This window comes from Kitasatospora sp. MAP12-44 (genome assembly GCF_029892095.1).
Lineage (GTDB): Bacteria > Actinomycetota > Actinomycetes > Streptomycetales > Streptomycetaceae > Kitasatospora.
On the sequence record NZ_JARZAE010000004.1, the window covers coordinates 4791279 to 4816298 of the forward strand.

26 protein-coding genes and 1 riboswitch are annotated in these 25020 nt (G+C 72.6%); of the genes, 18 read left to right on the plus strand and 8 right to left on the minus strand.

The window, feature by feature from the left end:
- Window positions 1–227 precede the first annotated feature (227 nt).
- From P3T34_RS22415 to P3T34_RS22445, 7 genes are all read left to right on the plus strand, one after another.
- Entirely contained in the window at window positions 228–2069 is a 1842-nt protein-coding gene (locus P3T34_RS22415; protein WP_280667826.1) for a phosphatidylglycerol lysyltransferase domain-containing protein, read from the plus strand.
- A 59-nt stretch (window positions 2070–2128) separates the two neighbouring features.
- Entirely contained in the window at window positions 2129–2983 is an 855-nt protein-coding gene (gene folP, locus P3T34_RS22420; RefSeq protein ID WP_280667827.1) for a dihydropteroate synthase, read from the plus strand.
- A gap of 65 nt (window positions 2984–3048) precedes the next feature.
- Window positions 3049–3501 carry a nuclear transport factor 2 family protein gene (locus P3T34_RS22425; protein WP_280672289.1) on the plus strand — a complete coding sequence of 151 codons (453 nt, stop codon included), beginning with the start codon at window positions 3049–3051 and terminating at the stop codon, window positions 3499–3501.
- A gap of 208 nt (window positions 3502–3709) precedes the next feature.
- Window positions 3710–4069: a dihydroneopterin aldolase gene (gene folB, locus P3T34_RS22430; RefSeq protein WP_280672291.1), complete on the plus strand. Its 360-nt coding sequence runs from the start codon at window positions 3710–3712 to the stop codon at window positions 4067–4069.
- A 49-nt stretch (window positions 4070–4118) separates the two neighbouring features.
- On the plus strand, window positions 4119–4718 hold the full coding sequence (folK, locus tag P3T34_RS22435; protein WP_280667828.1) for a 2-amino-4-hydroxy-6-hydroxymethyldihydropteridine diphosphokinase: 600 nt from the start codon (window positions 4119–4121) through the stop codon (window positions 4716–4718).
- A gap of 156 nt (window positions 4719–4874) precedes the next feature.
- Window positions 4875–5366: a DUF3180 domain-containing protein gene (locus P3T34_RS22440; protein WP_280667829.1), complete on the plus strand. Its 492-nt coding sequence runs from the start codon at window positions 4875–4877 to the stop codon at window positions 5364–5366.
- A gap of 105 nt (window positions 5367–5471) precedes the next feature.
- On the plus strand, window positions 5472–6575 hold the full coding sequence (locus P3T34_RS22445) for a hypothetical protein (RefSeq protein WP_280667830.1): 1104 nt from the start codon (window positions 5472–5474) through the stop codon (window positions 6573–6575).
- Between the two features lie 7 nt (window positions 6576–6582).
- Here P3T34_RS22445 and P3T34_RS22450 read toward each other — a convergent pair whose 3' ends face one another.
- Complete coding sequence (locus tag P3T34_RS22450) at window positions 6583–7068, minus strand: hypothetical protein (protein WP_280667831.1); 486 nt, start codon at window positions 7066–7068, stop codon at window positions 6583–6585.
- A gap of 112 nt (window positions 7069–7180) precedes the next feature.
- On the opposite strand from P3T34_RS22450, the gene arfB reads away from it, so the two are divergent.
- On the plus strand, window positions 7181–7612 hold the full coding sequence (arfB, locus tag P3T34_RS22455) for an alternative ribosome rescue aminoacyl-tRNA hydrolase ArfB (protein ID WP_280667832.1): 432 nt from the start codon (window positions 7181–7183) through the stop codon (window positions 7610–7612).
- A gap of 1 nt (window position 7613) precedes the next feature.
- Here the strand turns inward: arfB and P3T34_RS22460 are convergent, their stop codons facing one another.
- Window positions 7614–8129, minus strand: coding sequence for a flavin reductase family protein (locus P3T34_RS22460; protein WP_280672292.1), 516 nt, complete (start codon window positions 8127–8129; stop codon window positions 7614–7616).
- Between the two features lie 404 nt (window positions 8130–8533).
- Between P3T34_RS22460 and P3T34_RS22465 the strand changes: the two genes are divergently transcribed.
- Together P3T34_RS22465 and P3T34_RS22470 are read left to right on the plus strand one after the other, a co-directional pair.
- Window positions 8534–10477 (plus strand): diguanylate cyclase, encoded by a 1944-nt coding sequence (locus P3T34_RS22465; RefSeq protein WP_280667833.1) that lies wholly within the window; start codon window positions 8534–8536, stop codon window positions 10475–10477.
- 143 nt (window positions 10478–10620) lie between these two features.
- On the plus strand, window positions 10621–11622 hold the full coding sequence (locus P3T34_RS22470) for a hypothetical protein (protein WP_280667834.1): 1002 nt from the start codon (window positions 10621–10623) through the stop codon (window positions 11620–11622).
- A 12-nt stretch (window positions 11623–11634) separates the two neighbouring features.
- On the opposite strand, the gene nagA is transcribed toward P3T34_RS22470, so the two are convergent.
- The 3 genes from nagA to P3T34_RS22485 form a co-directional block, all read right to left on the minus strand.
- Window positions 11635–12825, minus strand: coding sequence for an N-acetylglucosamine-6-phosphate deacetylase (nagA, locus tag P3T34_RS22475; RefSeq protein ID WP_280667835.1), 1191 nt, complete (start codon window positions 12823–12825; stop codon window positions 11635–11637).
- Window positions 12822–13769 carry an ROK family protein gene (locus tag P3T34_RS22480; RefSeq protein ID WP_280667836.1) on the minus strand — a complete coding sequence of 316 codons (948 nt, stop codon included), beginning with the start codon at window positions 13767–13769 and terminating at the stop codon, window positions 12822–12824. Before P3T34_RS22480 ends, nagA begins: the two co-directional genes overlap by 4 nt.
- A 90-nt stretch (window positions 13770–13859) precedes the next feature.
- The gene (locus tag P3T34_RS22485) at window positions 13860–14789 is read right to left on the minus strand and encodes a sugar isomerase (protein WP_280672294.1); all 930 of its coding nucleotides are present in this window, start codon (window positions 14787–14789) and stop codon (window positions 13860–13862) included.
- Window positions 14790–14969: 180 nt separating this feature from the next.
- Here P3T34_RS22485 and P3T34_RS22490 point away from each other — a divergent pair, with 180 nt between their 5' ends.
- The 3 genes from P3T34_RS22490 to otsB are packed head-to-tail and all read left to right on the plus strand — an operon-like array spanning window position 14970 to window position 16918.
- Entirely contained in the window at window positions 14970–15764 is a 795-nt protein-coding gene (locus tag P3T34_RS22490) for a DeoR/GlpR family DNA-binding transcription regulator (protein ID WP_280667837.1), read from the plus strand.
- Between the two features lie 44 nt (window positions 15765–15808).
- A complete protein-coding gene (locus P3T34_RS22495) occupies window positions 15809–16036 on the plus strand; it encodes a DUF3263 domain-containing protein (protein ID WP_280667838.1) in 228 nt (75 codons plus the stop codon).
- 30 nt (window positions 16037–16066) lie between these two features.
- Window positions 16067–16918: a trehalose-phosphatase gene (gene otsB, locus P3T34_RS22500; RefSeq protein WP_280667839.1), complete on the plus strand. Its 852-nt coding sequence runs from the start codon at window positions 16067–16069 to the stop codon at window positions 16916–16918.
- Here the strand turns inward: otsB and P3T34_RS22505 are convergent.
- Window positions 16897–18342, minus strand: a complete 1446-nt coding sequence (locus P3T34_RS22505) for a trehalose-6-phosphate synthase (protein WP_280667840.1) — start codon at window positions 18340–18342, stop codon at window positions 16897–16899. The genes otsB and P3T34_RS22505 overlap by 22 nt on opposite strands.
- A gap of 19 nt (window positions 18343–18361) precedes the next feature.
- Window positions 18362–19375 (minus strand): glucosyl-3-phosphoglycerate synthase, encoded by a 1014-nt coding sequence (locus P3T34_RS22510; RefSeq protein ID WP_280667841.1) that lies wholly within the window; start codon window positions 19373–19375, stop codon window positions 18362–18364.
- Window positions 19376–19510: 135 nt separating this feature from the next.
- Window positions 19511–19656: riboswitch (SAM riboswitch) on the plus strand.
- A gap of 17 nt (window positions 19657–19673) precedes the next feature.
- Between P3T34_RS22510 and thrC the strand changes: the two genes are divergently transcribed.
- The 5 genes from thrC to P3T34_RS22535 all read left to right on the plus strand — a co-directional run bounded on the left by thrC (window position 19674) and on the right by P3T34_RS22535 (window position 24361).
- Window positions 19674–20954: a threonine synthase gene (gene thrC / locus P3T34_RS22515; RefSeq protein WP_280667842.1), complete on the plus strand. Its 1281-nt coding sequence runs from the start codon at window positions 19674–19676 to the stop codon at window positions 20952–20954.
- A gap of 27 nt (window positions 20955–20981) precedes the next feature.
- On the plus strand, window positions 20982–21260 hold the full coding sequence (locus tag P3T34_RS22520) for a MoaD/ThiS family protein (protein WP_280667843.1): 279 nt from the start codon (window positions 20982–20984) through the stop codon (window positions 21258–21260).
- A 486-nt stretch (window positions 21261–21746) separates the two neighbouring features.
- Window positions 21747–21953, plus strand: coding sequence for a cold-shock protein (locus P3T34_RS22525; RefSeq protein ID WP_035798772.1), 207 nt, complete (start codon window positions 21747–21749; stop codon window positions 21951–21953).
- Between the two features lie 326 nt (window positions 21954–22279).
- Window positions 22280–23902 carry a chaperonin GroEL gene (gene groL, locus P3T34_RS22530; RefSeq protein WP_280667844.1) on the plus strand — a complete coding sequence of 541 codons (1623 nt, stop codon included), beginning with the start codon at window positions 22280–22282 and terminating at the stop codon, window positions 23900–23902.
- Between the two features lie 99 nt (window positions 23903–24001).
- A complete protein-coding gene (locus P3T34_RS22535) occupies window positions 24002–24361 on the plus strand; it encodes a hypothetical protein (protein ID WP_280667845.1) in 360 nt (119 codons plus the stop codon).
- Here P3T34_RS22535 and P3T34_RS22540 read toward each other — a convergent pair.
- A complete protein-coding gene (locus P3T34_RS22540; protein ID WP_280667846.1) occupies window positions 24350–25000 on the minus strand; it encodes an HD domain-containing protein in 651 nt (216 codons plus the stop codon). The two genes, P3T34_RS22535 and P3T34_RS22540, sit on opposite strands and share 12 nt — an antisense overlap.
- Between the last annotated feature and the right edge of the window lie 20 nt (window positions 25001–25020).

Consider the following 25020-nt stretch of genomic DNA (forward strand, 5'->3'; position numbering starts at 1 on the left):
CCTGCGCCGTTGCTTCACCCACTCGAACCAAGGGCCTAGACTTCGGCGTTGCGGTCTGCGCGGGGCGCGGCCGAGCCGCCTGCCGGGTATGGCGAAGACCACACGGCCAAGGGATTACCCCCTCTTGACGGTCCTTTTGTCAAGGTAAGGAATACGCATGAAGGTCCATCACGGCTCATCCCTCAGGGTGACCGGACGCTCCTCCACAGCCTCTACGCTGAGTTTCCATGAGCGTTCCCGTGTCCGCTGACTCCTCGACCGAGCAGCCCCGCCACCGAGGTCTGCAGACGCTGCGAACCCAGGCATCCGCCGTCCCACGAGCCTGGCTCCCAGGGGCGGCCGGGTATGCCTGTCTGTTGATCGGCCTGGTGGACATCGCCAGCGCGATCTTCCCCAAGCTCAGGCGCACCAGGATGCACACCTGGACCGGCCAGCTGCCCGGGGGCACCACCACGCTGGCCACGGCCGGCACGCTGATCGTCGGCATCCTGCTGGTGCTGCTCGCGCACGCGCTGCGCCGCCGCAAGCGCCGCGCCTGGCGGATGGTCTGCGTGCTGCTGCCGGTCGGTGCCGCGCTGCACATCCTGCGCTGGCACCAGGTCGGCCCGGCGGTGGTCTCGCTGACCCTGTTCGCGGTGGTCCTGGTGCACCGCGGCGAGTTCTACGCCAAGGCCGACCCGCGCACCCGCTGGCGCGCGCTGCTCAACCTGGTCGTGATGGGCGGCGCCAGCCTGGGGCTCGGCCTGCTGATCGTCAGCGCCCACCCGTACTCCGAGATGGGCAGCCCGGACCTGCTGGCCCGGCTCAAGGAGACCGTCTGGGGCCTGTTCGGCCTGGACGGCCCGATCGACTACCGGACCGACCGCACCCGCGACCTGGTCGGCTACTCGCTGGCCGCGCTCGGTCTGCTGACCGCCTTCACCAGCGGCTACCTGGCGCTGCGGCCCGAGAAGCCGGAGCCGGAGCTGACCGCCGAGGAGGAGGTCAAGGTCCGCGCGCTGCTGGCCCGGCACGGCGACCGCGACTCGCTGGGCTACTTCGCGCTGCGCCGCGACAAGAGCGTGCTCTTCTCGCCGACCGGCAAGGCCGCGATCTCGTACCGGGTGATCTCCGGCGTGATGCTGGCCTCCGGCGACCCGGTGGGCGACGTCGAGGCCTGGCCCGGTGCGATCAAGGTCTTCATGGCGATGGCCCGCGAGCACGCCTGGGTTCCGGCCGTGATGGGCTGCAGCGAGGTCGGTGGCGAGGTCTGGACCCGCGAGGCGGGCCTGGACGCGCTGGAGCTGGGCGACGAGGCGATCGTGGACGCGAGCACCTTCTCGATGGCCGGGCGCGCGATGCGCAACGTCCGCCAGATGGTCAAGCGGATCGAGCGCAACGGCTACTCCTGCCAGGTCCGCCGGGTCGGTGAGCTGACCCGCGAGGAGAAGCTCAGGATCGCCGACGCCGCGGCCCGCTGGCGCGGTACCGACACCGAGCGCGGCTTCTCGATGGCGCTGGGCCGCTTCGGCGACCTGGGCGACGACGACTGCGTCGTGGTCACCGCGCACAAGGCGCCCGAGGAGGGCGAGGTGACCGGTGACGACCTCAAGGCCGTGCTGCACTTCGTGCCCTGGGGCCCGGACGGCATCTCGCTGGAGCTGATGCGCCGCGACCGCGCGGCCGACCCGGGGCTGAACGAGCTGCTGATCGTCGCGGCCCTGCAGGCCGTCCCCGCGCTGGGGGTGCGCCGGGTGTCGCTGAACTTCGCGATGTTCCGCTCGGCGCTGGCCCGCGGTGAGCGGATCGGGGCCGGCCCGGTGCTGCGGGCCTGGCGCGGGCTGCTGGTCTTCCTCTCGCGCTGGTTCCAGATCGAGTCGCTGTACAAGTTCAACGCCAAGTTCCAGCCGGAGTGGGAGCCGCGGTTCCTGATCTACCCGAGCACCCGGGACCTGCCGCGGATCGGCTTCGCGGCGATGCAGGCGGAGGCCTTCATCACGCTCGGCATGCCGAAGTTCGGCCGCAAGCGCCAGCGGCAGGGCCTGATGCCGACCCAGCCGGAGGCGGAGTCGGTGGCTCCGGCCGCCTGACCTGGGCGGCGGAGCGGGCCGGCCGGACCGGGGGCGGGCCGCGGCCGGATAATGGGGCCATGGACAACCCGCTGCCCGGCCTTCCCACCTTCGACCGCTGCGCCGTGATGGGCGTCGTCAACGTCACCCCCGACTCGTTCTCGGACGGCGGCCTGTGGCTCGATCCGCAGGCCGCCGTCGCACACGGTCTGGGCCTGGTGGCCCGCGGCGCGGACCTGGTGGACGTGGGCGGCGAGTCGACCCGCCCGGGGGCGCAGCGGGTCAGCGAGCAGGAGGAGCTGCGCCGGGTCGTCCCGGTGGTGCGGGAACTGGCGGCGGCCGGGGTGGTGGTCTCGGTGGACACCATGCGGGCCGCCGTCGCCGAGCAGGCGGTGGCGGCCGGGGCCAAGCTGGTCAACGATGTCTCGGGCGGCCTGGCCGACCCGGCGATGGCGGGGCTGGTGGCCGATACCGGAGTGCCGTTCGTGGTGATGCACTGGCGCGGGCAGTCGGCCGAGATGGACCGGCTGGCGGTCTACCAGGACGTGGTGGCCGAGGTGGTGGCCGAGCTGCGCGAGCGGGCCGGGGTGCTGCTGGCGGAGGGGGTCAAGCAGGAGCAGCTGATCCTCGACCCGGGCCTCGGTTTCGCCAAGACCACCGAGCACAACTGGGCGCTGCTGGCGGGCCTGGACGCGCTCAACGAGCTGGGGCGACCGGTCCTGGTCGCGGCTTCGCGCAAGCGCTTCCTGGGTACGCTGCTGGCCGACCCGGAAACCGGGGAGCTGCGGCCGGCCCGGCAGCGCGACGACGCCACGGCGGCCGTCTCGGTGCTCTCGGCCCGTGCCGGGGCCTGGGCCGTGCGGGTGCACGATGTGGCGGGGACGGCGGATGCCGTTCGGGTCGTGGCGGCCTGGCAGGCTGCCGGGGCGAGCTGACCGAGGGAGTGGGTGGTGGCGTGGCTGGTGACGGCGCGTTGAGCAACGGAGCGGCGGCGGGATCGCTGGAGGCGGACCGGGAGGCCGTCCTGGCGGCCAACCAGCGGCTCTACGACGCGCTGGAGCACGGTGACCTGGAGGCGATCGAGGACGTCTGGCTGTCCGCCGCGGACGCCGACGACAAGCAAGGTGTGGTCTGTGTGCACCCGGGCTGGCCGGTGCTGCGGGGCCGGGCGCAGGTGACCCGCTCGTACATGCTGATCATGATGAACACGGAGTACATCCAGTTCTTCCTGACCGATGTCGAGGTCGAGGTCCAGGGCGATGTGGCCCTTGTCACCTGCACCGAGAACATCCTCTCCGGCGGCGAGGCCGAGGAGGAGGGCGAGTTGGGCCCGCTGGTCGGCGGCAAGGTCGTCTCGACCAACCTGTTCCGCCGTACCGGGGCGGGCTGGCGGCTCTGGTCGCACCATGGTTCACCCGTGCTGACCAGCGGCGATGACGAGGACGAGGACTGAGTCGCGGGATTGCGAACGGCGGCTGCGGGAATGGGCCGACCGACACCCGATGTTCACCATGCTCGGCGCCCGCTCGCGCGTGGCCCTCGCCCGGGCCGGGTAGGAGCGCTCCATCCGTGGCGGTGTGCTGTCATGTGCCACGGGTAGATTCCATGGACGGCGGGCGACGAAGCCTGCCGTTCCAAGATCAGGAGCAGTGATTCAGTTGCTGGACCGCGTCACCCTGCGGGGCCTGCGTGCCCGCGGCCACCACGGCGTCTTCGAGCGGGAGCGGCTCGACGGGCAGACCTTCGTGGTCGACCTCGTGCTCTACCTCGACACCCGTCCGGCCGCGTCCGGTGACGACCTCACCCGTACGGCCCACTACGGGATCGTCGCGGAGGAGGTCACCGCGATCATCGCCGGCGAGCCGGTGGACCTGATCGAGACCTTGGCCCAGCGGATCGCCGACCAGTGCCTCAAGCACGCGGCGGTCGAGGAGGTCGAGGTCACCGTGCACAAGCCGGACGCGCCGATCACCGTGCCGTTCGACGATGTGACCATCACCATCCACCGGGGCCGCGCATGACGTCCCCGGTGCGTCCGTGTCCGATCGCTTCAGCCGCAGAGGGAATCCGATGAGCACCAGCGACCCGACCGCCTCGCCGACCACGTTCGACCTGGAGCGCCGGGTGGACTCGGCCGACACCACCCTGCACAACCCGCGCTACGCCGTGGTGGCCCTGGGCAGCAACCTGGGAAACCGGCTGGAGACCCTGCAGGGCGCGGTCGACACCCTGGCCGACACCCCCGGGCTGAAGATCAAGGCGGTCTCCGCGGTCTACGAGACGCCTGCCCTGGGTGGCCCGGGCGAGCAGCCCAACTTCTACAACGCCGTGGTCGTGCTGCGCACCACGCTGCCGCCGCGCTCGCTGCTGGAGCGGGCCAACGCGATCGAGGACGCCTTCGGGCGGGTCCGCACGGTCCGCTGGGGTGCCCGCACGCTGGACGTCGACATCCTCAGCTACGAGGGCGTCACCAGCGACGACCCGGTGCTGCTGCTGCCGCACCCGCGCGCCCAGGAGCGGGCCTTCGTGCTCGCGCCGTGGGCCGACGCGGACCCGGCCGGCGAGCTGCCGGGCCTTGGCCTGGTATCCGAGCTGCTCAAGGAGCTGGGCGGCGAGGGCGCGCAGGGCGTGGTCCGGCGCGAGGACATCCAGCTGCGCCTGCCGGAGTAGCCGGCCGCAGCGGTTGCCGCAGGGTTGCCGCAGCGAGTGGCCGGGCCGGGGAACTCCGGGGGGCTCCCCGGCCGTACGAAAGAGGGGCGTCCGCTCGGCCGGTACGGTGGCCTGGCGCCGCTCCGCGCGACCGTATCTGGGAAGGACCCTGTCCGAGTGAAGCTGCTCCGCCTGCGTCTGCTGCTGGTCATCGTCGTGGTCTCGACGGCACTGGCCTGGGCAGGTGCCAAGCTCTGGAACGCGCTGGACTCGCTGCCGGGAGTGCCGGCCGCGGCGCCGGTGGTGCTGGCGGCGGTCGCGGTGGTGCTGCTGGCGACGGCCTTCTCGCTGCGCTCCAGGCTCAAGGCGGCCCGCGACCGGGTGCCCGGGGCCAAGGGCGTCGACCCGCTGGGCGCCGCCCGGGCGGTGGTGCTGGCGCAGGCCAGCGCGCTGGTCTCGGCGGTGGTGACGGGCGTCTACGCGGGCCTGGGGATCTTCCTCGGGACGCTGCCGGACTTCAGCGCCCACCAGGGCTCGACGATCACCGCCGGGCTCGCGGTGCTGGCCGGTTTCGGGGTGATCGCCGCCGCGCTCTGGCTGCAGCACGTCTGCAAGCTGCCCGAGGACAACGGCAGCGGCGGCAAGGGCACGGCGCCCAGCCCCCGGTAGCGTTTGGTGAGTGATCGACTCCGCTCGGTGGCGGCGGCTGCCTGTCAAGGCCTGAATTGGACCCGAGGCTGACAGCAGCCTTATTCGCACGCTAGTTTCTTGCTCATGCCACGCGGACGCCACCGTCATTCCTCCCTTCTGAGCCGTGCCCTGCCGCCGGCCGCCGCCGTCGTCCTCACGGTGGCCGCACTGGCCGCGCTGGTCGCCAGCGGGGACACCGAGGTGGTCCGCTCGGTGGGCTTCGCCGCGGTGCTCGCGGTGCTCGGCCTCGGGCTGGTGCTGCGTCAGCGCGACCGTGGAGCACGGGCCGCCGCCGATCTCGCGGCCGTGCGCCGGATGCGCGACGAGGAGCGCTTCGAGGAGCAGCTGGCCGAGGCCGAGTACGCCGCCGAGGTCGCCGAGGAGCGGGCCACCCGGCTCGGCCGGCGGCTGACGGCGGAGAAGTCGCGGCTGGCGAAGGCCGAGACGGAGATCGCCCGGCTGCTGCGCGAGCGCGCGGTGCAGGCCGCCGAGCAGGCGCTCAAGGAGGCCGAGGCGACCCAGCGGGCGATCGAGGCGGCCCGGCCCAAGAACCCGGTCACGACGGTGGCCTACCTGCGGGCGGGGTCCGCGCTGCGGGGCCTGGAGCGGCGGGCCCGGGCGGCCGAGAGCCGGCGCGAGGCCGAGGCGCAGCGCGAGGCCCGGGCGCTGCGTGCGGCGCAGCGCCGCGAGCCCGCCGCAGTGGACGGCTCGGTGCACGGCTCGACGGCCCGGATCGGCCGGCTGGAGCCGGTCGAGCGGCCCGGCGAGCAGCCGGTCCGTGCGGCGGTGGCGGCCTCCCCGGTGCGTCCCGTGCTGACGGCGCCGGCGGAGCAGCAGGCCGGTGCGCCGGCCACGGCGGTCGTCCCGGTCGAGCGCCAGCGTCCGCGCCCGCAGCCGGCCGGGCAGAGCCGCCCCGGCAACTTCAGCTTCTTCGGCCGCGGTGGGGCCGCGGGCGCGGCGGCCCTGCGGGCGGCCGCCCCGGCGCCGTCGGTGGGCAGCGTCAGCGAGCTGCCGGACCAGCAGCCGGCCGAGCACCAGCTGGAGGTGACGGTCGGTCCGGACCTGGCCGACGTGCTGGGCGACGAGGTGGCCGAGGAGCAGGCCGCCGCCCGCCCCGCCGTGGTGGACCTGACCCCCGAGGACGACACCGAGCTGCTGGACCTCAAGGAGCTGCGCGCCACCCGCTGAGGTCGGCTCAGACCCGGGGGAAGCGGCCCTGGACGGTCCAGATGTTCGGGTTGTCGGCGAGCTCGGGGTGCAGGTCGGCGAGGTCGGCCAGGACGTCCTGGAGGAAGTCCCGGGCCTCCCGGCGCAGGTCCTGGTGGCGGACCACGGCCGGCGGCTGGTCCAGCCAGGTGGCGGAGATCTCCACCAGACCGAACCGGCGGGCGAACCGCAGCAGCTCGGTGGACTGGGTGAAGTCCAGGTCGGCGGTCTGCACGTTGGCGGCCCGGCTGCCGCGCGGATCCTCGTCCAGCTGCTCGACGATGTCGCACAGCGCCCAGGCGAAGTCCAGCACCGGCACCCATCCCCAGGCCGTGGACATGTCCAACCCGTCCGCCTCGAGGAAGACGTCGCCGCAGAAGAGGTCGTACCGCAGCGAGCGGACGGCCGCCGAGCGGTAGTCGGTCTGTGGGGGGTCGGGGAAGCGGGGGGAGAGGGAGTAGCCGAGCTCGATCACGGGCTCATTGTCCGGCACGCCGCGGCCGCCGATGACCGGGTGCCGCGACAGCCGGGGGACGATGCTGCATAACCGGGTGACGGCACGGCCGGCGGGCGGGGATGATGGGCCCATGCCTGAGCCCATCCGCGTCCGGGGTTCGGTGGTCGTCCCCGACGCCGAGCTCCTCTGGCGCTTCTCGCGATCGTCCGGCCCCGGTGGCCAGCACGTCAACACCTCCGACACCCAGGTCGAGCTGCGCTACGACCTGGCCGCCTCCGAGGCGCTGCCCGAGGTGTGGAAGGCGCGCGCCCTGGAGCGGTTGGCCTCCCGGCTGGTGGACGGCAGGGTGCTGGTGGTCAAGGCCTCCGAGCACCGCTCGCAGTGGCGCAACCGCGAGGTGGCCGCGGCCCGGCTGGCCGCGCTGCTGGGCGAGGCGACGGCGCCGCCGCCCAAGGCCCGGCGGGCCACCCGGCCCAGCAAGGGGATGGTCGAGCGGCGGCTGTCCAACAAGAAGCACCGCTCGGAGCTGAAGCGCGGCCGTGGCCGCCCGGGCGCTGAGTAGCTCAGCCGAGCTGCCGGTAGCCGCCGCGGAAGTAGAGCAGCGGCTGCCCGTCCGGTGACGGCACCCGGGCCTCCAGCACCCGTCCGATCACCAGCGTGTGGTCCCCGGCGGCTATCCGCTGCTCGGTGCGGCACTCGACGGTGGCCAGCGCGCCCTCCACCAGCGGCGCGCCGCTGGCCGGGCCGCGGTGGTGCGGGGTGTCCGCGAAGAGCAGCCGGTCGCTGAGCCGGCCCTTCATGGCGAAGCGGGAGGCCAGCGTCCGGTGCCGCTCGCCGAGCAGCGAGACGGCCCACAGGTCGACCCGGGAGAGCAGTTCGTCCATCCGGGAGTCCTCGCGCACCGAGACCAGCACCAGCGGCGGCTCCAGCGAGACGGACAGGAAGGACGTGGCGGTCATGCCGGCGTCCTCGCCCCCGTCGTGCACGGTCAGCAGTGCCACCCCGGCGGCGAGCTGGGAGAGGGCGGCCCGGAACTCGTCCGGCGTGGCGAGGGAGGCAGCGGCTTGCTGCGGCGACATGGACACGTACCGCACGGTAGCCGGGCGGCGGCCGGTCCTGCATCGGGCCGAGGACCTAGGCGGTCCTAGGACCTTCTCCGGAGGTTGCGCCGACTGGAGCGGACGATTCACCCCCGGTTGTGCCGCTCTCACCCCCAGGAGTGAAGCGGCAGGGCCCGGCGGCGGGCAGCCCGCTTCAGTTCCGGCCCGTCGGCGCCGACGTCGAAGGTGGTCATCGCAGGATCGTGTCCGGGCATGACCGAGATGAACCGGGTTTGCCTGTCTATGGGTTGTGTGATTTGAGTCACAAGTGACGACCTATTGCTGACCGAGCGTGCCGAATGCTGTGCTCGCTGTGATTCAGTTCTTCTGGCAATCGGACGATAACCATCAAGACCTATCCGAAGAAGCCGGGGAGCCCCCGCATGGAAGCCGAGTCGGAGCCGTACGTCCGTCTCGCGACCCTCCGCACCTTGCACCGGGTCGTGGCGGACCTCAACGCTGCCCGCAGCCTGGCGGGCACGCTGCAGGCCGTGGTCGAGGGCTCGGTGCACGGGCTCGGGTTCGGTGCCGCCGCGGTGAGTCTGGTGCGACCCGACGGCGATCTGATGGTGGCCGCCGTCTGGGAGTACGAGGAGCGCGAGTTCGGCGGCCCCTCGGTGCTGCTCGGCCAGGTCGGCTCGCGCGAGTCCTGGGACCGGCTGCTGGCGGTCAGCGACCACTGGGGGACCCTGCGGTTCCTGCCGCACGACCGCGGCTGGGCGGTCGGCACCGACATCCCGCGCTGGACCGGGGACGGGCCGCTGCCGGTCTACGCCAACGACTGGCACCCCGAGGACGGCCTGCTGGCGCCGATGTACAGCGCCGGCGGCGACCTGCTCGGCGTGCTGAGCGTGGACCGCCCGCGCAGCGGCAAACGACCCGGCGCGTGGACCAGGGAAGCCCTGGAGATGTTCTCGCTGCAGGCCTCGATCGCGATCGGCAACGCCCGCCTGCGGGCCGAGATGCAGCGCGCGCTGGCCCGCCTGGAGAAGGAGCAACAGGCGCTGCTGGCCAGCGAGGAGAGCTTCCGTCAGGCGTTCGAGTACGCGCCCAGCGGGATGGCCATCACCGAACTGCACGGCGCCGCCCGGGGCCAGCTGACCCGGGTCAACGACGCGCTCTGCCGACTGCTCGGCCGACCGCGCGCGGCGCTGCGCCAGCAGAGCTTCCTCGACCTGGTGCACCCCGACGACCGCGGTCTGCTGGAGCGCACCAGCGCCGAGAGCGGCCGGGCCGAGCTGCGGCTCTCCCGCCGGGACGGCGGCTACCAGTGGGTCTGCCTGCGCAACTCGGTGGTCGCGGACGCGGCGGAGGGCCCGAGCTTTCTGCTCACCCACGTCGAGGACATCGAGGACCGCAAACGCCACGAGTTCCAACTCGCCCACCGGGCCAGCCACGACGCGCTCACCGGCCTGCCGAACAGTGCCGAGCTGCGCAGCCGGCTGGCCCGTCGGCTCTGCCCGCTGCCGCAGGGCCCCGGCGGCGCCGCCGCGCACGGGGCGGCCACCTGCGCGCTGGAGGGCGCGGCCGCCTCGCACAGCCCGTCCGGCTCCTACGGGCCGCACAGCCCGCGCAGCGGTCAGGAGGTGCTGGAGGGCGGCCCCGGCGCCCAGGGGGCGCCTGGCGGGACGTCAGGGGCGCTGGAGGGTGCGCCCGGCGCGGGAGGCGGGCGCGCGGTGGTGATGCACGGTTACGGCGAGTACGGCGCGTACGGCGGCTATGCCGAGGCGGGGCGCTACCCGGGGGCGGGCTACCCCGAGCGCGGGGTGATCCCCGGCCGCCCGCCCGGCTACGGCGAGCCGCCCCCCGACCACGTGCACGCGGTGGTCCCGACCGACCCGGCCGGCGCGGCCGAGCCGTGGAGCGCCTCGTTCCGCCCCGGCGGCGCCGGCGGGGCGGCGCAGAAGGGCCTGGCGGTGGTCTTCTGCGACCTGGACGGTTTCAAGTCCGTCAACGACCGCTTCGGCCACAACGCCGGTGACGCGGTGCTGGTGGAGGTGGCCCGCCGCCTGCAGCAGGTAGTCCGGGAGGGTGACACGGTGGCGCGGCTCGGCGGCGACGAGTTCGTCGTGCTGGCCGACGGCATCGGCAGCGAGGAGGCCACCGAGCTGGCCGTCCGGCTGCGCAACGCGATCATCCCGCCGATGCGGATAGCCGGTCGGGTGATGCGGGTCGGCGTGAGCCTGGGGATCGGCTGGGCGGGCTGCGGGATGAGCATCGAGGAGGTCCTGCACGCCGCCGACAAGCGGATGTACGACGAGAAGCGGGCCCGCGGCGGCGCGGTCCGGGGCGCTCGCGGCGAGCGCTCGCACCGCCGCGCGGGGTAGTCGGGGCGGGCCGCCGGGGGGCGTTCCGGGCGGCTCGGCGGCGCCTCTTACTTTTTTTGATGTCATGTGCTGCGGGTAGGGTGCCGTGCGTACGGCCAGACAGGGCGTCGGGCAGAGACGGCATTGGGGAGTTGACCACCGCGATGACGGACGGCAGCAATGGAGCACCCGAGGGCGGCGCCGGCGGGTCGGCGCAGGACGACGACGTGTTCGGCTACCTCTACCGTCCCGCCGAGGGTGAGGAGGGGGCGGAGCGTGCGCCGGTAGCGCCGCGCAACGCCTACCAGCGTCCGATGGAGGTCGGCCGCGCCCAGTACGGCCAGCCTCAGCAGCAGCAGTACCAGCAGCCCTACCAGCAGCACCCCCCGCAGCAGCAGCCCTACCGCCCGCAGGGCCCCGGCGCCGAGCAGACCAGCGCGCTGCCCCAGCAGTCCCGCTACGCCGAGCGCTCCCGCCCGCTGCCGGGTGAGGACGCCCCGCGCAGCCGCGGCATGGGTCCGGTGATCGGCGTGGTGGCGGTGGTCGCGGCCATCGCGATCGGCTCCGGCATCGCGCTCTCCGGCAACAGCGGCAGCAGCGACCAGAGCAGCAAGGGCGGCCACCCGGCCCCCACCGCCGGGGCGACCAACGCGACCTCGGCCGGCGGCTCGCCCTCGGCCTCGCCGTCCGGTCCGGCGAGCCCGACCCCCGCCGCCGGCAATGTGGTGGACGCCTCCAAGGCCCAGGCGCAGAACGCGCCGTCCGCCAACACGATCAAGGGCGCGGTCTCCTCCGACGGCAGCTACCTGACGCTGCAGGCGGGCTCCTCGGTGACCTGGGCGGTCACCGTGCCCACCGCCGGCAAGTACAAGTTCTGGATCCACTTCAACAACACCGGCGACCTGGTGCAGGCTGCGGTCGCCGTCAACGGCACCGACCGCAGCGGCGGGGTGCCGTTCAAGAACTACGGCAGCAAGGGCGCCGACCCGACGCAGTCCTGGTACTCCACCAACATATGGCCGGACCTCCAGGCCGGGGCCAACACCCTCACGGTGTCGGCTCCGTCCGGAGGGTCGGTCCTGATCGACCAGATCGCGATCACCGGCATGGACGCCACCAGCTACCCGACCGGCGGCGCCCCCCCGGCGGCCGCGCCGCCGAGCTAGCTTCCAGCCACGTCAGGCGCTCTGACGTGCCTTGAAGCGCTCGGCGCCGGTGATCCACTCGCCGCGCCGGACGACCGCGAGCAGGTCGTAGCTGCCGGAGTCGAGGACGACCAGGTCGGCGTTCTTGCCGGCCTCCACCGTCCCGATCGAGTCGGCGAGGCCGAGCAGCCGCGCCGGGGTGGTCGAGATCGACTGGACGGCCTGCGGCAGGCTCAGCCCGTTGACGGTCACCGAGCGCTTGAAGGCCACGTCCAGGGTGAGCGTGGAGCCGGCGATCGAGCCGCCCTCGACCAGCCGGGCCACCCCGTCGGTGACCTGCACCTGGAGCGGGCCCAACGGGTAGCGGCCGTCGCCCATGCCGGCCGCGCCCATCGCGTCGGTGATCAGCGCGACCCGCTCGGCGCCGGCCGTGCCGTACGCCAGGTCGAGCACCGACGCGTGCAGGTGGGTGCCGTCGTTGATCAGCTCGACGGTGACCCGCTCGTCCTCCAGCAGTGCGACGATCGGCCCGGGCGCGCGGTGCTGGATGCCCGGCATCGCGTTGAACAGGTGGGTGGCGACGGTGGCGCCGGCCTCGATCGCCTCCAGCGTCCTGGCGTAGTCGGAGTCGGTGTGGCCGACGGCGGCGATCACCCCGAGCTCGGCCAGCATCCGCACCGACTCCAGGCCGCCCGGCAGTTCCGGGGCGAGCGTGACCATCCTGGCGTGGCCGCGCGCGGCGTCCACCAGCTTGCGCACCAGCGCCGGGTCCGGGTCGCGCAGCAGGTCGGGGCGGTGCGCGCCGCAGCGGTGCTGGGAGATGAACGGGCCCTCGAAGTGGATGCCCGCCAGCACGCCGTCCTCGACCAGCTCGGAGAGCACGGCCGCCTGCCGGCAGAGCTCGTCGATCTCGCCGGTGACGGTGGAGGCCATCGTGGTGGTGGTGCCGTGGGCCAGGTGGGTGCGGGCCGCGGTCAGCGCCTCCTCGGCGAGCCCGGCGGCGTACGAGGCGCCGCCGCCGCCGTGCACATGGAGGTCGACGAAGCCGGGGACGACCGTGCAGCCCGTCAGGTCGAGGTCGCCGGCCCGCGCGGAGCCGCCGACGGACTCGATCGTGCTCCCCGCCAGGGTGAGCCGGCCGTTCTCGACGACGCCGGTGGGCAGCACCAGCCGGGCTCCGGCCAGTGCGGTGCGGGATGCTGCAGTACGGTCCGCGACGGTCACGCGGTCACCTCCAGTGAGAGCAGATCCCAGGCGAGCAGACCCGCGCCCAGGGACGCCGCGGTGTCCTTGAGCATGGCCGGTACGACCTTCGGAGGCATCTGGAAGGTCAGCCGGTCACTCACCGCCGCGCGCAGGGGTGTGAAGAGTGTGTCGCCGGCTTCGGCCAGCCCGCCGCCGACGATCACCGTCGACGGGTCGAGCAGGCTCTGCGCCAGCACGATGCCGTCCGCCAGCGCGGCCACGGCCTCCCGCCAGACCAGCAGCGCCCGCTCGTCGCCGGCCTCGACGGCCAGCGCGCAGTCGGAGGCCTCGGCGCGCTCGTCTCCGCACGCCGCGGCCCAGGCCCGGGAGACGGCCGAGGCCGACGCCAGGGTCTCCAGGCAGCCGCGGGCGCCGCAGCCGCAGAGCGGGCCGCCGGGGCGGACCACCACATGGCCGATCTCGCCGCCGTAGCCGTGCGCGCCGGCCTCGATCCGGCCGCCGATCCCGATCGCGCCGGCGATGCCGGTGCCCAGCGCGATGAAGAGGAAGCGGTCGACGCCGCGGCCCGCGCCGATCCGGCCCTCGGCCAGCCCGCCGGAGCGGACGTCGTGGCCCAGCGCGATCGGCATGTCCTCGCCGTCCGGGCCGGCCAGCCGCTCGCCCAGCAGTTTGCGCAGGGGCAGGTCGCGCCAGCCGAGGTTGGCGGAGAAGACCGCGATCCCGTTCCTCTCGTCGATCGTCCCCGGTACGGCGACGCCCGCGGCGAGCGGCCGGCAGCCGAAACGGCTGCGGCCCTCGTCCGCGAGGTCGGCGGCGAAGTCGAGGATGGTGGCGACGACGGCGTCGGTGCCGTGCTCCCGCCCGGTCGGTCGGCGTGCCTCGAACAGCACGGAGCCGTCCTGGGCGAGCAGCGCGGCTTTCATGCCGGTGCCGCCTACATCGAGTGCGATGACGTGCTTCACAGGGGACAGTTTCCCTTGACCAGGCAGGAGAGGTCTAGTCCAGTGGCGGGATTGGTCTGCGCCACGGGGGTGAGCTTGGTCGCTCGGTGTCTACAGTTGGACCGAGCGGGTCAGTGCGCGGGGGTTGTCCGGGTCCAGGCCGCGGGCCTCGGCGAGGGCGACCGCCAGGCGCTGGGCGCGGACCAGGTCGGCCATCGGGTCCAGGCCGCCGGGGCCCGAGCCGGCCACCAACTGGCCACCGGTGGCGGCGATATCGTCGGCCAGACCGTCGGGCAGAGCGCCGAACATCCAGGCCGCGCGGCCCGCGGTGGTGATCGCGATCGGGCCGTGCCGGTACTCCATCGCCGGGTACGACTCGGTCCACGCGCCGGCCGCCTCGCGCATCTTCAGGCCGGCCTCCAGGGCCAGGCCGTTGGTCCAGCCCGCGCCGAGGAAGGTGATCTGCTCGGCGGCGACCAGGCCGGTCGGCAGCGCCTCGGCGATGGCGCGCTCGGCGTCGTCGGCGGCCTCGGCCAGGCTCTTCACGCCCGGGGCGAGGGCTCCCTCGGCCTCCAGGTGGGCGCGCAGCAGCGCGAGCGCGGTGGTGGCGAAGCGGGTCTGCACCACCGAGCGCTCGTCGGCGAAGTCCAGCACCACCGGCTGGTCGGCGGTCTGCATCACCGGGGTGGCCGGGTCGGCGGTCAGCGCGGTGGTGGGGGTGGTGCCGCGCAGCCGGTCCAGCAGCGCCAGCACCTCGGTGGTGGTGCCGGAGCGGCTGATCGCCACCACCCGGTCGTAGCGGCGGGCGTAGGGGAACTCGGAGGCCGCGTGCGCGTCGGTCTCGCCGTGCCCGGACGCCTCGCGCAGCGCGGCGTACGCCTGGGCCATGAACCAGGAGGTGCCGCAGCCGACCACCGCCACCCGCTCGCCGGGGCGGGGCAGCGCGGGCGCCGCCTGGCCGGCCAGTGCGGCGGCCTGGCGCCAGCAGGCGGGCTGGGTGGCGAGCTCCTCGGCGGTCAGCGAGCTGCCTGCGGTGGTCATGCCAGTCATGCCGATGTCTCCCTTCGGTTGCGTTCGATTGCGTGAAACTGATTGCTTTATAGCTGTTTCGCGCATGAGTGTGCAATACCCCGGTGCGGCGATGGAATCCGTTCCACTCGCTGCGGGGCTCTGTGCGACGCTGTCACCGCAGTGCTAGTCGATGTGAGGGAGTGGCCCGGCGTGTCCAGATATGAGCGGTGGAACAGTCTCCTCGAACTCCTTGCCGAGCACGGCAAGTTGGAGGTCGAAGAGGCGGCTGTGGCGCTGAACGTCTCGGCCGCCACGATCCGCCGTGACCTCGACCAGCTGGCCCGCCAGCAGATGGTCACCCGGACCCGGGGCGGCGCGGTCGCCCACAACGTCAGCTACGACCTGCCGCTGCGCTACAAGACCGCGCGCAACGCCGGGGCCAAGCAGCGGATCGGCGCGGCGGTGGCCGGCCTGATCGCGCCGGGCGAGGTGGTCGGCCTGAACGGCGGCACCACCACCACCGAGGTGGCCCGCGCGCTGGCCGTGCGCCCCGAGCTGACCGAGCGCGCCGAGGCCGGCGCCGGCCAGCCGCTCACCGTGGTCACCAACGCGCTCAACATCGCCAATGAACTGACGGTCCGTCCGTCGGTGAAGATCGTGGTCACCGGCGGGGTGGCCCGACCGCAGTCCTATGAGCTGATCGGGCCGCTGGCCGGTGCGGTGCTCGCCGAACTCACCCTGGACGTCACGGTGCTGGGGGTGGACGCGCTGGACGTCCAGGCCGGCGCCACCGCCCACCACGAGGGTGAGGCCAGCGTGAACCGGCTGCTCGCCGAGCGGGCCCGCCGGGTGGTGGTGGCCGCCGACTCGACCAAGCTGGGCCGCCGCGCCTTCGCCCGGATCTGCGGGATCGAGCAGATCGGCACGCTGGTCACCGACGAGGCGGTGGACGAGGAGCTGGCCGCCGCCTTCGCCGACGCGGGGGTACGGGTCCTGGCGGTGTGACCGCCGCGGAAGCGACGTCGCGCACGCGAGGGACAATGGTCCCTATGACGGGTCTCACCGAGCGCGACCTCGCCGTGCTGGCCCTGGAGGGCCGGAGCTGGCGCACCCAGGGTGCCAAGGAGCAGGCGATCCGGGAGGAGTTGGGCATCTCCAGTACCCGGTACTACCAGCTGTTGAACGGTCTGCTGGACCGCGAGGAGGCGGTGGCGCACGCGCCGGTGCTGGTCTACCGCCTGCGCCGGATCCGCGATGCCCGTCGCGCCGAGCGTTAGTCCCGGGTGGCCCTGGGTAGGGTCGCTGGCATGGCCCCTGCTGCGTTCGAACCGAGCACACCGTCCGGCCGCGCTGGGCTCGCCGCCCTGCTGGCCGCGCCCGCCGAGGCCGTCGTCGCCCTGGACTTCGACGGCACCCTGGCCCCGATCGTCGCCGACCCCGATCAGGCGCACGCCCACCCCGGCGCGGCGCCCGCGCTGGCCCGACTGGCGCCGCTGCTGCGCGCGGTGGTGGTGGTGACCGGCCGCCCGGCGCAGGACGCGGTGCGGCTCGGCGGCTTCGCGCAGGTGGCCGGGCTTGAGCACCTGGTGGTGCTCGGGCATTACGGCGCCGAGCGCTGGGAGGCGGCGACCGGCGAGCTGCGGGCCACCCAGGTGCACCCCGGGGTGGCCGCGATCCGAGCCGAACTGCCTTTGCTGCTGCGGCGGTTGTCGGCGCCCGAGGGCAGCTGGATCGAGGACAAGGGCCGCTCGCTGGCCGTCCACACCCGCCGTACCGCCGAGCCGGAGGCCGCCCTTGAGCAGCTGCGCGAGCCGCTCGCGCTGCTGGCCGCCGCGCACGGCCTGGTGGTCGAACCGGGCCGGATGGTGGTGGAGTTGCGGCCGCCGGGGGCCGACAAGGGCGGCGCGCTCACTGAGTTCCTGCACGAGCGGGAGGCCGGCTCGGTGCTCTACGCCGGTGACGACCTGGGCGATCTGGCCGCCTACGCGGCGGTGCGCAAGCTGCGCGGCGAGGGGCTGCCCGGCCTGCTGGTGTGCAGCGGCCCGGTGAACGGCGAGCCGCCGGTGCGCGAGGTGGCCGAGCAGGCGGATCTGGTGGTCGCCGGGCCGGCCGGTGTGGTCGAGCTGCTGGAGAACCTCTATGCCAGAGCGGCGAGTTGATCGAGGAACCACTGCTGGGGCGAGAGCGCGGTGGCGGCCGCCGCGAGGCGCTTGGTGCGTTCGGTGCGTTCGTCGGCCGGCATCGACAGCGCGCGGTGCAGGGCGTCGGCGGTGGCGACCACGTCGTACGGGTTGATGGTCAGCGCGTCCTCGGCGAGTTCGGCGTGGGCGCCGGCCTCGCGGGAGAGCACCAGGGCGCAGCCCTCGTCGCTGACCACCGGGATCTCCTTGGCGACCAGGTTCATGCCGTCCCGGATCGGGTTGACCAGGGCCACGTCGGCGAGCCGGTAGGCGGCCAGCGAACGGGCGAAGTCGTCCTCGACCTGAAGTATCAGGGGCTGCCAACTACCGCTGCCGAACTCGGTGTTGATCTCCTCGCCGATCCGCCGTACGGCCTCGGTGTAGGCGCGGTACTCGGCCAGGTCCTGGCGTGAGGGGTAGGCGAACGCGATGTGCACCACCTGGCCCCGCCACTCGGGGCGGGTGCGCAGCAGATGGCGGTAGGCCAGCAGGCCGCGGACGATGTTCTTGCTCAGCTCGGTGCGGTCCACCCGGACGATCGTCCGCCGGTCGCCGACGAGTTGACGCAGTGACAGCAATCGCTCGTCGACGTCCGCACGATGCGAGCGCTCACGCAGGAACTCGCCGTCTGCGCCGAGGCTGTGCACGCCGAGCCTGGTGGTGCGGCCCTGGTAACTGACCGAGAGCTCGGCCCGGTCGACCTCCGCGCCCAGCAACTGCTCGCAGCAGTCGGCGAACGCGGCCGCCCAGCGGCGGGTGTGGAAGCCGGCCCGGTCCGCGCCGAGCACGCCGGTCAGCACGCTGCGCGCGATGTCGTCGGGCAGCAGCCGGAAGTAGTCGGCCGGAGCCCACGGGATGTGCGAGAAGTAGCCGATCCGCAGGTCCGGCCGCAGCTCGCGGAGCAGCGCGGGGACCAGCGAGAGGTGGTAGTCCTGCACCAGCACCGCGGCGCCCGGTGCGGCCTCGGCGGCCAGCGCGTGGGCGAAGGCGGCGTTGTACTCCTCGAAGCCGGCCCACTGCTCGCGGAAGCCCGCGTCGAAGACCGGGGAGACCGGGGTGTCGTACAGCAGGTGGTGGACGAACCAGAGGGTCGAGTTGGCGATCCCGTTGTAGGCCCGGTCGAACACCTCGGGGGCGATGTCCAGCATCCGGACGGCCTGTCCGCCGACGTCGAAGCCGGCCCGGTCGAGGCGCCCCTGCGGGGAGCGCCGGGCGGCTGCCCGGTCGGCCTCGCCGAGCGCCGCGCAGACCCAGACGGCATGCGGGTCGTCGATCGCGGACAGCCCCGAGACCAGCCCGCCACCGCCGCGCCGCAGGGTCAGCGAGCCGTCCGGTGAGCTGCTGAAGGACACCGGACCCCGGTTGGAAGCCACCAGAATGCGTGCGGTCGTCTGTTCGGCCATATCTCCAACCTTGCCGTGGTCAGCGGTTGGCAAACCCCTGGTACTCCGTGACCTCGATCATCGGCGGGCGTTCCAGAGCGGTCACCCGATGGCTTTCGGCGGTGAACTCGCGGGTCCGGGCGTCGCGGGAGAACTGGGTCAGCACCGGGCGGGCTAGGTCCTCGGCGGCCTTCAGCCGGTGCGTGCGGTCCAGCCGCTCCAGGGCCGTGCGGTAGATGGTGGCGGCCATCCGACCCAGCGCCTGGCCGTCCTGGTGGCGGTGGTGGCGCACCCCCACGTCCACCTGCGCCAGCGCGTCCAGGCCGGCCAGCTCCAGGGCGTCCACCAGCAGACCGAGCTCCACCCCGTAGCCGGTCGGGAAGTGCAGCCGCTCCAGCAGCGAGCGGCGGGCCGCGTACTCGCCACCCAGCGGCTGGACGAAGCCGGCCAGCCGCGGCCAGTGCAGGTTGAGCAGCGGCCGGGCCACCAGCTCGGTCACCCGGCCGCCGCCGGCCGGTACCACCGCGCCGTCGGTCTCGAGCGGCCGGTCGTACATCGCCTTGACCAGCTGGATCGCCGGGTCGGTGAGCAGCGGGCCGACGATCCCGGAGACGAAGGCCGGGTCGAACTCGCGCAGGTCCGCGTCGACGAAGCAGACGATCTCGCCGGAGGTCACCAGCAGCGAGCGCCAGAGCACCTCGCCCTTGCCGGGCACCGCGGGCAGCCGCGGCAGGATCGCGTCGCGGTGCACCACCCGGGCACCGGCAGCCGCGGCCACCTCGGCCGTCCGGTCCGAGGAGCCGGAGTCGACCACCACGACCTCGTCCACCAGCGGCAGCCGGTCCATCAGCTCGCGGCGGATCACCGTGACGATCTCGCCGACCGTGGACTCCTCGTCCAGCGCGGGCAGGACCACGCTGACCGTCCCGGCGGGACCTGCCGCGCGCTTGGCGGCGAGCAGCGCGGCCGGGGGGCGGTCGGCCGCGGTCCAGGACCGCCGACGCAGCCAGGACGCCGCTTCCGGGAGTAGCGCGGGGCTCTGCTCGGCTGGCAAATCTCGCTCCTTGTCAGGTCGTCTCGCGTTGCGGACGGTACGGGCCACATCGCGGGCCTTCCGATACAGTCTTCGTACAGCGGTCAGACCTTCGCACGCCGGGGTCGGCCGCACCGCATGACCACAACTTCACAGAGCTCATCCAGAGGGACTGAGGGAACGGCCCGTCGAAGTCCCGGCAACCTTCTCGCACGGCTACTGACCACTTCGTGGTCGAGGCCCCGGCGGGACAGGTGCCAATTCCGTCCTGTGTCGCGCCCGCGGCACGGGGAAGATGAGGAGAGAGGCCTCCGCCATCATGGCTGTTGACGTATCTGCACCCACTTCGACCGTAGATCTCGGTCCCGCCGCCGCGCTGTCCTGTCGCGAGTGCGGCACGCGCTTCGAGCTCGGCCCGATCTTCGCCTGCGTCGAGTGCTTCGGCCCGCTGGAGATCGCCTACGACTTCGGCTCCTACCAGGCCGAGGAGCTGCGCAAGCGGATCGAGTCCGGCCCGGCGTCCATCTGGCGATACGCGCCGCTGCTGCCGGTGCCGGCCGACGTGGCCGACAAGCCCAACCTGAACCCGGGTTGGACCCCGCTGGTCAAGGCCGACAACCTGGGCCGCGAGCTCGGCTTCACCGCCCAGCTGCACGTCAAGGACGACTCCGGCAACCCGACCCACTCCTTCAAGGACCGGGTGGTGGCCTGCGCGATCGAGGCCGCCCGCGCCTTCGACTTCACCACCCTCTCCTGCTCCTCCACCGGCAACCTGGCCGGCGCGGTGGGCGCGGCCGCGGCCCGGGCCGGCTTCAAGTCCTGCGTGTTCATCCCGCACGACCTGGAGCAGGGCAAGGTCGTGATGGCCGGGGTCTACGGCGGCGAGCTGGTCGGCATCAAGGGCAACTACGACGATGTGAACCGCTTCTGCTCGGAGCTGATCGGCGACCCGGCCGGCGAGGGCTGGGGCTTCGTCAACGTCAACCTGCGCCCGTACTACGGCGAGGGCTCCAAGACGCTGGCGTACGAGATCTGCGAGCAGCTGGGCTGGCGGCTGCCCGAGCAGCTGGTGATCCCGATCGCCTCAGGCTCCCAGCTCACCAAGATCGACAAGGGACTGCAGGAGCTGATCAAGCTCGGCCTGGTCGAGGACCGCCCGTACAAGATCTTCGGGGCCCAGGCGGCCGGCTGCTCGCCGGTCTCGGCGGCCTTCAAGGCGGGCCACGACGTGATCCGCCCGGTCAAGCCGGACACCATCGCCAAGTCGCTGGCCATCGGCAACCCGGCGGACGGCCCGTACGTGCTGGACATCGCCCGCCGCACCGGCGGCGCCGTCGAGGACGTCACCGACGCCGAGGTGGTCGACGCGATCCGGCTGCTGGCCCGCACCGAGGGCATCTTCGCCGAGACCGCGGGCGGCGTGACCATCGGCGTGCTCAAGAAGCTGGTCGAGAACGGGCTGCTCGACCCGTCGAAGGAGACCGTCGCGATCAACACCGGTGACGGCCTCAAGACGCTGGACGCGGTGGCCGACGCGGGCCTGACCGCCACCATCCAGCCGACGCTGGAGTCCTTCCGCGCCGCCGGCCTGGCGTCCTGACCCTCAACCGTTAGCTAGGAGACCCCTATGAGCTCCACCGTCCGCATCCCGACCATCCTGCGCACCTACACCGACGGTAGGGCCGAGGTCTCCGCCGAGGGTGCCACCCTCTCCGAGGTCGTCAGCGACCTGGAGAAGAACCACCCGGGGATCAGCGCCCGGATCCTGGACGAGGCCGGCAAGCTGCGTCGGTTCGTGAACGTCTATGTGAACGACGACGACGTGCGTTTCGCGGAGGGCCTGGGCACCGCGATCAACGACGGCGCCGGCATCTCGATCATCCCGGCGGTGGCCGGCGGCTGCTGAGCGCCCCCGATCCACCACCTCCCGCAGGGCGCCCGCACGCTGACGTCACGTCAGCCGGCGGGCGCCCTGCGGCATGTCCGCGGGGCGGTCCGCGAGGGCATAGGCTTCGTCCGGCCGGTGAGACGTCCCGCTGGTGTTCCGCTTGATTGTGTCGGCGGCGTGTCAGAATTCCGCGGACAATTCGCACGATTGGTCCGCTATGCCCGGCGTGAATTGCTGAGTTCTGTCGCATTCATCCCCGAACACCCCTTAGCGCCCTTCCTGAATTCTGCGTCAGTGGGCCTGTTGCAGAGGGCTGCGATGCGGATACATTCAGCCGCGGTCGACGCATCCACCCGTCCCTTCGGCGCCAACTGGCGTCCGGGGGTTGGGTGCTGCGGCGTGCAGGGCTGCGCTCAGGGGGGTTCCTCGGGCCGGTCCACCAGAGACCCGGGCCCGCGACCTGCGGGCACGTGAAGGGCCAGCACAGCACTAGGGGAGTTCGGAATGGCTCAGGGCACCGTCAAGTGGTTCAACGCGGAGAAGGGCTACGGCTTCATCGCGGTCGACGGTGGTGCGGACGTGTTCGTCCACTACAGCGCGATCCAGATGGACGGCTACCGCACCCTTGAAGAGGGCCAGCGGGTCGAGTTCGAGATCTCCCAGGGGCAGAAGGGCCCGCAGGCGGACATGGTCCGTGCGCCCGCGGTCTGACCTTTCCGAACCTCGGACTCTCGGCTCGACCACGAGCTGGTGATCCATCAGGGCCCGCATCCGATCCCCGTGCCGGGGGAGGGTGCGGGCCCTGCCGTCGTTCGCGCCCGGGCCGCGAGTCTGCCGCGGCTTGCCGCGAAGAGCTTGCACTCACCACCCGAGAGTGCTAATCATTGGCGTTAGCACTCACAGCATGAGAGTGACAACGGACCGGGTCGGTGAGGCCCCCGGGAGCGGTAGGGGACAGGACCCCCGCACACCAGGGCCGTCCGTCGCGGGCACTGTCGGTCCGGTGCAGTCGACGTCGTCCCGGAGGACCACTTCACATGGCAAAGATCATCGCGTTTGACGAGGAAGCTCGCCGCGGCCTTGAGCGCGGGATGAACCAGCTTGCCGACGCCGTCAAGGTGACGCTGGGCCCCAAGGGTCGCAATGTCGTCCTTGAGAAGAAGTGGGGTGCCCCCACGATCACCAACGATGGTGTTTCCATCGCCAAGGAGATCGAGCTTGAGGACCCCTACGAGAAGATCGGCGCCGAGCTGGTCAAGGAGGTCGCCAAGAAGACCGACGACGTCGCGGGCGACGGCACCACCACCGCCACCGTGCTCGCCCAGGCTCTCGTCCGCGAGGGTCTGCGCAACGTCGCGGCCGGCGCCAACCCGATGGCCCTGAAGCGCGGCATCGAGAAGGCCGTCAAGGCCGTCTCCGACGAGCTTCTCGCGCAGGCCAAGGAGGTGGAGACCAAGGAGCAGATCGCTGCCACCGCCTCCATCTCGGCCGCCGACACCCAGATCGGCGAGCTCATCGCCGAGGCGATGGACAAGGTCGGCAAGGAAGGCGTCATCACCGTCGAGGAGAGCAACACCTTCGGTCTGGAGCTTGAGCTCACCGAGGGCATGCGCTTCGACAAGGGCTACATCTCGGCGTACTTCGCCACCGACCTGGAGCGTATGGAGACGTCGTTCGACGACCCGTACATCCTGATCGCCAACTCCAAGATCGGCTCGGTCAAGGACCTGCTGCCGCTCCTGGAGAAGGTCATGCAGAGCGGCAAGCCGCTCCTGATCATCGCCGAGGACGTCGAGGGCGAGGCCCTGTCGACCCTGGTCGTGAACAAGATCCGTGGCACCTTCAAGTCCGTCGCCGTCAAGGCCCCGGGCTTCGGTGACCGCCGCAAGGCCATGCTCGGCGACATCGCCATCCTCACCGGTGGCACCGTCATCTCCGAGGAGGTCGGCCTCAAGCTGGAGAACGCCGGCGTCGACCTGCTGGGCACCGCCCGCAAGGTGGTCATCACCAAGGACGAGACGACCATCGTCGACGGTGGCGGCGACAGCGAGCAGGTCGCCGGTCGCGTCAACCAGATCCGTGCCGAGATCGAGAACAGCGACTCGGACTACGACCGCGAGAAGCTCCAGGAGCGCCTCGCCAAGCTGGCCGGCGGCGTGGCCGTCATCAAGGCCGGCGCGGCGACCGAGGTGGAGCTCAAGGAGCGCAAGCACCGCATCGAGGACGCCGTTCGCAACGCGAAGGCGGCCGTCGAGGAGGGCATCGTCGCCGGTGGTGGCGTCGCGCTGCTGCAGGCGTCGGTGGCGTTCGACAAGCTGGAGCTCGAGGGCGACGAGGCCACCGGTGCCAACATCGTCCGCGTGGCGCTCGAGGCCCCGATCAAGCAGATCGCGATCAACGCCGGCCTCGAGGGCGGCGTCGTTGTGGAGAAGGTGCGCAACCTTCCCTACGGCCACGGCCTGAACGCCGCGACCAACGAGTACGTCGACCTCATCGGCGCGGGCATCATCGACCCCGCCAAGGTCACCCGTTCCGCGCTGCAGAACGCCGCCTCCATCGCGGCGCTCTTCCTCACCACCGAGGCTGTCATCGCTGACAAGCCCGAGAAGGCCGGCGCCCCGGCCGGTGGCGGCATGCCGGGCGGTGACATGGACTTCTGATCCCGCTGCGGATCAGTCGCTTCATCGATCGCGTGGGCGGTCCCCTTCGGGGGGCCGCCCACGCGGCGTTTCACCGGCCCGCTGCGGGACAATGGGTGGATGCCCAGTTCTGACATCGAAGCCGCTCTGCACAGCGCCCGCGCGCTGATCCTCGCCGACCTCACTGCCCGGGATGTCGCCGATCCGGCGGTGGTGTCGCTGGTGGAGGACGCCGTGACGCACCGGCGGTGGTGGCTGGAGCAGTGGCCGGACGGCGCGGAGTTCGTGCTCGGGCTGGTCGCGCAGGACGTGCAGGACGCGCTGCTCGAGGCGTACGGGCGCTGGCCGCTCTGCCTGGCCTGTGCGGCCGAGGGCGATCCGCACGCGCTGAGTGTGGAGCCCGAGCTGGGTCCGCAGCCGCACTGGGTGTGCGGCAAGGAGGCGACCGTGGTGGCGCCGGTGGGGAAGCTAGGCCTCTAGGGCGGCGAGTTCGGCGGCCAGGTTGGCGCGGGCGCGCTGGTCGAAGCGAGCGTGCGCGGTGGGGGTGCGGTAGAGGACGGGCAGGGCCAGCAGCTGGCGCAGGATCGCCGCGCGGCCGGCCCGGAAGGCCTCCTCGGGGACGAAGGCGTACTCCTCGCGGACGGCCGCCGTGTACGCCGCGTACGGCTCGGGGGCGCCGCCGAGGACGGCCAGGTCGGCGTCGCAGAGCACCTCGCCGTCGCGGTCGCCGGGCTCGGTGCGGTGGTCGGCGGTGAGCCTGACCAGCCGGACCACCTCGGCGATCCGCTGCTCGGCGAGCCCGGCCTCGCGCAGCGCGCGCACGGCGAGGGAGGCGCTGCGCTCCTCGTTCTCGGAGCGGTCCGGCTTGTAGACGGCGTCGTGGAACCAGGCGGCCAGCCGGACGGTGTCCGGGTCGGCGGCGTGCTCGGCGAGCGTGTCGACGTGGTCCAGCACGGCGAGCAGGTGGTCGGTGGTGTGGTAGCGGCGCTGCGGCTCGGCCCAACGGGCCAGCAGGGCACGGCCGTACGGCTCGGGGGCGGCGGTGGCCGCGCAGCGTTCCAGGGTGGCGTTCCAGCGGTTGAGGAGTGCCTCGGTCGCGGGGTGCGGGGTGGTCGGCATGGGCACAAGTGTGGACCCGG